General features: G+C 59.7%; 7 protein-coding genes (1 of these 7 only partly in view). 2 read left to right on the forward strand and 5 right to left on the reverse strand.

Annotated features, from left to right (window positions below):
- Window positions 1-18: 18 nt before the first annotated feature.
- The 5 genes from scpC to KHO49_RS01685 form a co-directional block, all read right to left on the reverse strand.
- Window positions 19-1,512 (reverse strand): succinyl-CoA:acetate CoA-transferase ScpC, encoded by a 1,494-nt coding sequence (gene scpC, locus KHO49_RS01665; RefSeq protein WP_016963711.1) that lies wholly within the window; start codon window positions 1,510-1,512, stop codon window positions 19-21.
- 179 nt (window positions 1,513-1,691) lie between these two features.
- Window positions 1,692-3,128 carry an NAD(P)(+) transhydrogenase (Re/Si-specific) subunit beta gene (locus tag KHO49_RS01670; RefSeq protein ID WP_102881466.1) on the reverse strand — a complete coding sequence of 479 codons (1,437 nt, stop codon included), beginning with the start codon at window positions 3,126-3,128 and terminating at the stop codon, window positions 1,692-1,694.
- Entirely contained in the window at window positions 3,128-3,451 is a 324-nt protein-coding gene (locus KHO49_RS01675) for an NAD(P) transhydrogenase subunit alpha part 2 (RefSeq protein ID WP_005783507.1), read from the reverse strand. The genes KHO49_RS01670 and KHO49_RS01675 overlap by 1 nt, the downstream gene beginning before the upstream one ends.
- Window positions 3,452-3,466: 15 nt before the next feature.
- Entirely contained in the window at window positions 3,467-4,588 is a 1,122-nt protein-coding gene (locus KHO49_RS01680; protein ID WP_102862522.1) for a Re/Si-specific NAD(P)(+) transhydrogenase subunit alpha, read from the reverse strand.
- Window positions 4,589-5,039: 451 nt separating this feature from the next.
- On the reverse strand, window positions 5,040-5,939 hold the full coding sequence (locus KHO49_RS01685) for a LysR family transcriptional regulator (protein WP_102881467.1): 900 nt from the start codon (window positions 5,937-5,939) through the stop codon (window positions 5,040-5,042).
- 158 nt (window positions 5,940-6,097) lie between these two features.
- On the opposite strand from KHO49_RS01685, the gene KHO49_RS01690 reads away from it, so the two are divergent.
- On the forward strand, window positions 6,098-7,279 hold the full coding sequence (locus tag KHO49_RS01690) for an acyl-CoA dehydrogenase (RefSeq protein ID WP_077933165.1): 1,182 nt from the start codon (window positions 6,098-6,100) through the stop codon (window positions 7,277-7,279).
- 13 nt (window positions 7,280-7,292) lie between these two features.
- On the forward strand, window positions 7,293-7,844 hold the 5' portion of the coding sequence (locus tag KHO49_RS01695; protein ID WP_213664518.1) for a CaiB/BaiF CoA transferase family protein. The gene runs 669 nt beyond the window's last position; only the first 552 of its 1,221 coding nucleotides appear in the window; its start codon is at window positions 7,293-7,295; its stop codon lies beyond the right edge, outside the window.

Raw genomic sequence — 7,844 nt, forward strand, 5'->3', positions numbered from 1 at the left:
AGCTGCCAACTGTATCAATCACTCGGCGAGCATTTTCCCGGTTTCTTCCAGATTGATGTGCCAGCTCAGGGCATCACGCAGTATGTGTGGTGTGTGACCACCCAAGGCGCAGGCCTTGGTGAAGTAGTCATTCAGCGCGTCGCGGTAGGACGGATGCACACAGTTGTCGATGATCACCCGGGCCCGCTCACGTGGCGCCAGGCCACGCAAGTCTGCCAGGCCGATCTCGGTCACCAGGATGTCGACGTCATGCTCGGTGTGGTCCACGTGGCTGACCATGGGCACCACGCTGGAAATCGCCCCGCCCTTGGCAATCGACTTGGTGACGAAGATCGCCAGGTGCGCGTTGCGGGCGAAGTCGCCGGAGCCGCCGATGCCGTTCATCATCCGCGTGCCGCAGACGTGGGTGGAGTTGACGTTGCCGTAGATGTCGAACTCCAGGGCGGTGTTGATGCCGATGATGCCCAGGCGGCGCACCACTTCCGGGTGGTTGGAGATCTCCTGGGGGCGCAGCACCAGCTTGTCCTTGTAGCGTTCCAGGTTGCCGAACACGTCGGCGTTGCGCCGGCTCGACAGGGTGATGGAGCTGCCCGAGGCGAAGCTGAGCTTGCCGGCGTCGATCAGATCGAAGGTCGAGTCCTGCAGCACCTCGGAGTACATGGTCAGGTTCTCGAATGGCGACTCGATCAGGCCGCACATCACCGCGTTGGCGATGTTGCCGATGCCCGCCTGCAGCGGGCCGAGCTTGTTGCTCATGCGTCCGGCATCCACTTCCTGCTTGAGGAAGTCGATCAGGTGATTGGCGATGCCTTGTGTTTCGCTGTCCGGGGTGGACACGGTAGACGGCGAGTCGGACTGGTTGGTGATGACGATGGCGACGATCTTTTCCGCTGGGATCGGAATCGCGGTGCTACCGATGCGATCGTCGACCTTCACCAGTGGGATTGGGGTGCGGGTTGGACGATAAGTCGGGATATAGATGTCGTGCAGGCCTTCCAGGTTCGGGTTGTGCGCCAGGTTGATCTCGACGATCACCTGCTTGGCGAAGATCGCGAAGCTGGCGGAGTTGCCCACCGAAGTGGTCGGCACGATATGGCCCTGTTCAGTGATGGCGACAGCCTCGATCACTGCAATGTCCGGCAGCTTGAGCTGCTGGTTGCGCAGTTGCTCGACGGTTTCCGACAAGTGCTGGTCGATGAACATCACTTCGCCGGCGTTGATCGCCTTGCGCAGGGTGCTGTCCACCTGGAACGGCATGCGCCGGGCCAGGACGCCGGCTTCGGTGAGTTGCTTGTCCAGGTCGTTGCCCAGGCTGGCACCGGTCATCAGGCTGATTTTCAGCGGGGTCACCTTGGCCCGTTCGGCCAGGGCATGGGGTACGGCCTTGGCTTCACCGGCGCGGGTGAAGCCGCTCATGCCGACGGTCATGCCGTCCTCAATCAGGGCGGCAGCGTCGGCGGCGCTCATCACCTTATCCAACAACGAAGGCAAGCGGATACGATCACGGTACATGGATTGTTATCTCGGGCAACGGAAGCAAGAAGCGCAGTCTAGTGATTTCAAAAAAAAACGCCCCGCGACAAAGGTCGAATGAAAGGCCCTGATCTAGAGCCTTCTGTCGACTTTATGGTGTAAATAAAAAACCCCAGCCTACTAAAGGCTGAGGTTTGGGTTATTGCGCTACAGCAGCTTTATTCGACGGCTTTGACCATGTCTTCGATGACTTTCTTCGCGTCGCCGAAGACCATCATGGTCTTGTCCAGGTAAAACAGTTCGTTGTCCAGGCCGGCATAACCACTGGCCATGGAGCGCTTGTTGACGATGATGGTCTTGGCCTTGAAAGCCTCGAGGATCGGCATGCCGGCGATCGGCGATTTCGGATCGTTCTTCGCTGCCGGGTTGACCACGTCGTTGGCACCCAGGACCAGCACCACGTCGGCCTGGCCGAACTCGGAGTTGATGTCTTCCATCTCGAACACCTGGTCGTAAGGCACTTCGGCTTCGGCCAGCAATACGTTCATGTGGCCGGGCATGCGCCCCGCTACCGGGTGGATCGCGTACTTCACGGTTACGCCGCGGTGGGTCAGCTTCTCGGTCAGCTCTTTCAGCGCGTGCTGGGCCCGCGCTACCGCCAGGCCGTAGCCGGGAACGATGATCACGGTGTCCGCGTTGGTCAGCAGGAAGGTCGCATCGTCAGCCGAGCCGGATTTCACCGGACGGGCTTCCTGTGCACCGGCCGGGCCGCCCGCATCGGCGCTGTTGCCGAAACCGCCCAGCAGCACGTTGAAGAACGAACGGTTCATCGCCTTGCACATGATGTACGAAAGGATCGCGCCGCTGGAGCCCACCAGGGAGCCGGCGATGATCAGCATCGAGTTGTTCAGGGAGAAACCGATCCCTGCCGCTGCCCAGCCCGAATAGCTGTTGAGCATCGACACCACCACCGGCATGTCGGCGCCGCCGATCGGGATGATGATCAGCACACCCATGACGAAGGCCAGGGCTAGCATGAGGGCAAAGGCGCCGAGGTTGCCGGTGAGCATGAAGGTCACGCCCAGGCCGAGGGTGGCCAGGCCCAGCACCAGGTTGAGTTTGTGCTGGCCGGCGAACTGTACCGGTGCGCCCTGGAACAGGCGGAACTTGTACTTGCCCGACAGCTTGCCGAAGGCGATCACCGAGCCGGAGAAGGTGATGGCACCAATGGCCGCGCCGAGGAACAGTTCCAGGCGGTTACCAGCGGGGATCGCATCGCCCAGGTGTTTGACGATGCCCAGAGACTGCGGTTCGACCACGGCGGCAATGGCGATGAACACCGCGGCCAGGCCGATCATGCTGTGCATGAAGGCCACCAGCTCCGGCATCTTGGTCATTTCTACGCGCTTGGCCATGATCGAACCGGCGGTGCCGCCGATCAGCAGGCCCACGATGACGTAGCCGATGCCGGCGGTGGCCAGTTCTGCGCCGAGCTTATAGATGAGGCCAATGGTGGTCAGTACCGCCAGGGCCATGCCCAGCATGCCGAACAGGTTGCCGCGTCGGGACGTGGTCGGGTGCGAAAGCCCCTTGAGCGCCTGGATAAAGCACACCGAGGCAATCAGATAGAGGGTTGTTACCAGGTTCATACTCATTACTTCTGCACCTCTTCTTTCACGGCTTTGGGCGCTTTCTTCTTAAACATTTCCAGCATGCGGCGGGTCACCAGGAAGCCACCGAACACGTTGACCGCGGCCAAGGCAACGGCCAGGGTGCCCATGGTCTTGCCCAGGGGGGTCACGGTCAGGGCGGCAGCCAGCATGGCGCCGACGATGACGATGGCGGAAATGGCGTTGGTCACCGCCATCAGCGGCGTATGCAGTGCGGGTGTGACGTTCCAGACCACGTGATAACCGACATAGATCGCCAGCACGAAGATGATCAGGTTGTAGATACCGGGGGAGATAAGCTCTTCCATCGTCTGAATCCCTGCTTAGGCGTTTTTGCGGATGACTTGGCCGTCGCGGCACATCAGGCACGCGGCGACGATGTCGTCTTCGAGGTTGACTTCGAACTGCCCTTCTTTAGTGAATACAAGCTTCAGGAAGTCCAGCAGGTTGCGGGCGTACAGCGCCGAGGCATCTGCTGCTACCGCGCCGGCCAGGTTGGTCGGGCCGACGATGGTTACACCGTTTTCGACCACGACCTGATCCGCTACGGTCAGCGGGCAGTTGCCGCCCTGTGCTGCTGCCAGGTCGATGACCACAGAGCCGGGTTTCATCTGGGCGACGGTCTCGGCGCTCAGTAGCGTCGGTGCCTTGCGGCCTGGGATCAGCGCGGTGGTGATGACGATATCGGACTGCTTTGCACGCTCGTGGACCGCCTGGGCCTGGCGCTGCATCCAGCTGGCCGGCATGGGACGGGCGTAGCCACCGACACCTACAGCGCACTCGCGCTCTTCGTCGGTCTCGTAAGGCACGTCGACGAACTTGGCCCCCAGGGACTCGATCTGCTCCTTCACCGCTGGGCGCACGTCCGAGGCCTCGATCACCGCACCCAGGCGCTTGGCCGTGGCGATGGCCTGCAGCCCTGCCACACCGGCGCCGAGGATCAGCACGCGGGCTGCTTTGACGGTGCCAGCGGCGGTCATCAGCATTGGCATGAAGCGCGGATAGTAGTGGGCGGCCAGCAGCACAGCTTTGTAGCCGGCAATGTTGGCCTGGGACGACAACACGTCCAGGCTCTGGGCCCGGGAAGTGCGTGGTGCCGCCTCGAGGGCGAAGGCAGTAATGCCACGTTCGGCCAGCTTGGCGATGGTTTCATTGCTGAACGGATTGAGCATGCCCACCAACACGGTGCCGCTCTTGATCAGAGCCAGCTCGCTGTCGCTGGGGGCCACTACCTTGAGGATCAGTTCGGCGCCAAAGGCATCGTTGGCGTTGCCAATGGTTGCCCCTGCCGCTTCATAGGCACTGTCGACCACGCTGGCGTTAATGCCGGCGCCGCTTTGCACAGTGACTTTATGACCCTGGCCGATCAGCTTCTTGATGGTTTCCGGGGTTGCAGCAACCCGTGTTTCACCCGTCTGGGTTTCGAGAGGAACACCAATGTGCACGTCAAATCTCCTGCTTGATCTTATTGCTTTCGATCTTTCTTAGAAGGCCAGCGCACTGAGGAGGGTGCGGCTGGGGCGGCCGATCAGCACGATCCCGCTGAAATCACAGCGGGGCGCGGCATTTTGCAGGCGAACTTTGAGGCCTTCAAGGGATTCTGACTAGTGACGGAAAATTAACTACAAGTCACCCCGTGACCGAATGTCGCAACGTACAGACTTAAACCCTTGTAAGCCGCGCCTTTCAAGGCTTTAGACATGAAATTAAGATTTTTCTCATCGGTGGCGTGAATAGTCTTACATCGCCTCTAAATAAACCCTACAAGCCGCGTGGTTAGGCGCTTGTAGAACGATTGTCCAAGGTGTCGGTACAGTCTGTCTAGATGCGACAAATAGTTATATCTGTAGGGCTTTTAATTAGTTGACTACGGGGTCAGCTATTGGTGTGTAGCCTTTATTTTCCAAGGTTGTAGCTGTTCGCCTGGTTTACTAGCCAGTCGCGAAATGCCCGTAAAGAGGCTGATTCAACCTTGCGCTCAGGAATCATCAGGTAGTACGCCTTGATGCTCGTGAGTGCTTGAGGGTTGGCAATCACCAGGCGTTTTTCTGCCAGTTCGCGCTGAATGAGAAAGGCTGGAATCAGGGCGATACCCATGTCGTGCATGGCTGCCTGGGCGAGCATGGAGAATAGCTCGTAGCGTGGCCCTGTCATGTCGCGGGGGATGCTCATTTGTTGTGAGTTGAACCACTGTCGCCAGGCGTAGGGACGTGTGGTCTGCTGCAACAGGGGCAGTTCGGCAATGGCTTCGGCACTCAGTTGCTGGTGGTTGCCCAGTATGGCCGGGCTGCACACCGGCACTGGATGCTCGCCCATCAGGCGATGGGACTGAGTACCGGACCAGTCGGCGTCACCGAAGTAGATGGCTGCGTCGAAGGGGGTATCGGCGAACAGGAAGGGGCGTGTGCGGTTGGTCAGGTTGACGGTGACTTCGGGGTGTTGTTTCTGGAAGTCCTTGAGGCGTGGTAGCAGCCATTGAGTGCCGAAGGTCGGTACCACTGCCAGTTCGATGACATTGGCGCCTTGCTGACCCATCACGGAAAGGGTGTCGCGCTCTACGGCATCCAGTTGAGTTGCGACCCGTCGACTGTAGGAAAGGCCGGCTTCAGTCAGTTTGACCCCCCGCCGCGAGCGTCGGAAGAGTTCTACGCCGAGGAACTCCTCCAGGCTGGCGATCTGTCGGCAGACGGCGCCCTGGGTCAGGGAAAGCTCCTGCGCCGCCTTGGTAAAGCTCTCGTGGCGGGCGGCGGCCTCGAAGCTGATCAGGGCGGCGGTACTGGGGATCTTCCTGCGCATGTACGGCTATCTCACTAATGGTGGCTGTAGATGGCACTTTTTGCCGTCACGAAGTGAGAAATTAGCACAACAGTATGCAAAATCCTCGTTTGCCGGAAGGCTCCTGCTGGGCCTAGGATCAGCCCACGATAGTTGACCTACTTCACGAGGATTCACTCATGGGCGGCAAAGCAAGCTTCAACTGGATCGATCCCCTTCTGCTGGACCAGCAACTCACCGAAGAAGAGCGCATGGTCCGCGACAGTGCCGAGCAGTTCGCTCAGGACAAGCTGGCACCACGGGTTCTGGAAGCTTTCCGCCATGAGAAGACCGACCCGGCCATCTTCCGTGAAATGGGTGAAGTCGGCCTCCTGGGCGCGACCATTCCCGAGCAGTACGGCGGCAGTGGCCTGAACTATGTGTGCTATGGCCTGATCGCCCGTGAAGTGGAGCGCGTGGACTCGGGTTACCGCTCCATGATGAGTGTGCAGTCGTCCCTGGTGATGGTGCCGATCAACGAGTTCGGCACCGAAGCGCAAAAGCAGAAGTACCTGCCGAAATTGGCGTCTGGCGAATGGATTGGCTGCTTTGGTCTGACCGAGCCGAACCATGGTTCCGATCCGGGCGCGATGATTACTCGTGCGCGCAAGGTCGAAGGTGGCTACAGCTTGACCGGCAGCAAGATGTGGATCACCAACAGTCCGATCGCGGATGTGTTTGTGGTCTGGGCCAAGGATGACGCTGGTGATATCCGTGGCTTCGTTCTGGAGAAAGGCTGGAAAGGTCTGAGCGCTCCAGCCATTCATGGCAAGGTGGGTCTGCGGGCGTCGATCACTGGCGAGATCGTCATGGATAACGTTTTTGTCCCGGAAGAGAACATCTTCCCGGATGTGCGTGGTCTGAAAGGTCCTTTCACTTGCTTGAACTCGGCACGCTACGGCATCTCCTGGGGCGCGCTTGGCGCGGCGGAATTCTGCTGGCACACCGCGCGTCAATACACCCTTGATCGTCAGCAGTTTGGCCGTCCTCTGGCTGCGACTCAGTTGATCCAGAAAAAGCTGGCAGACATGCAGACCGAAATTACTCTCGCCCTTCAGGGCTGCCTGCGTCTGGGGCGGATGAAGGATGAAGGGACCGCGGCGGTGGAAATCACCTCGATCATGAAGCGCAACTCCTGCGGCAAGTCTCTGGATATCGCGCGGATGGCTCGTGACATGTTGGGTGGCAACGGTATCTCCGATGAGTTTGGTATCGCCCGTCACCTGGTGAACCTTGAGGTGGTCAATACCTACGAAGGCACTCACGACGTGCATGCGCTGATTCTCGGGCGTGCACAAACCGGTATCCAGGCGTTCTATTAATAGGAGAGCGGCCATGGGCGCGTTATCGCATCTGCGGGTACTGGATTTATCACGGGTACTGGCCGGGCCTTGGTCCGGGCAGATCCTTGCGGACCTGGGAGCCGAGGTCATCAAGGTCGAGCGTCCGGGCAATGGTGACGATACGCGCGCCTGGGGGCCGCCCTTCCTTAAAGATGCCTATGGCGAGAACACCACGGAGGCTGCTTATTACCTGTCGGGCAACCGTAACAAGCAGTCAGTGACCATCGACTTCACTCGTCCTGAGGGGCAGCAGTTGGTGCGTGAGCTGGCTGCCAAGTCGGACATTGTCATCGAGAACTTCAAGGTTGGTGGGCTGGCTGCATATGGCTTGGACTATGAATCGCTCAAGGCAATCAATCCGAGACTGATCTATTGCTCGATCACCGGGTTTGGTCAGACCGGTCCCTATGCCAAGCGTGCGGGTTATGACTTCATGATTCAGGGGTTGGGTGGGCTGATGAGCCTGACCGGACGCCCTGAGGGGGATGAGGGGGCTGGGCCGGTGAAGGTCGGTGTGGCGTTGACCGATATTCTGACCGGGCTG

The organism is Pseudomonas sp. RC4D1, assembly GCF_018390395.1.
Taxonomy (GTDB): domain Bacteria; phylum Pseudomonadota; class Gammaproteobacteria; order Pseudomonadales; family Pseudomonadaceae; genus Aquipseudomonas; species Aquipseudomonas danubii.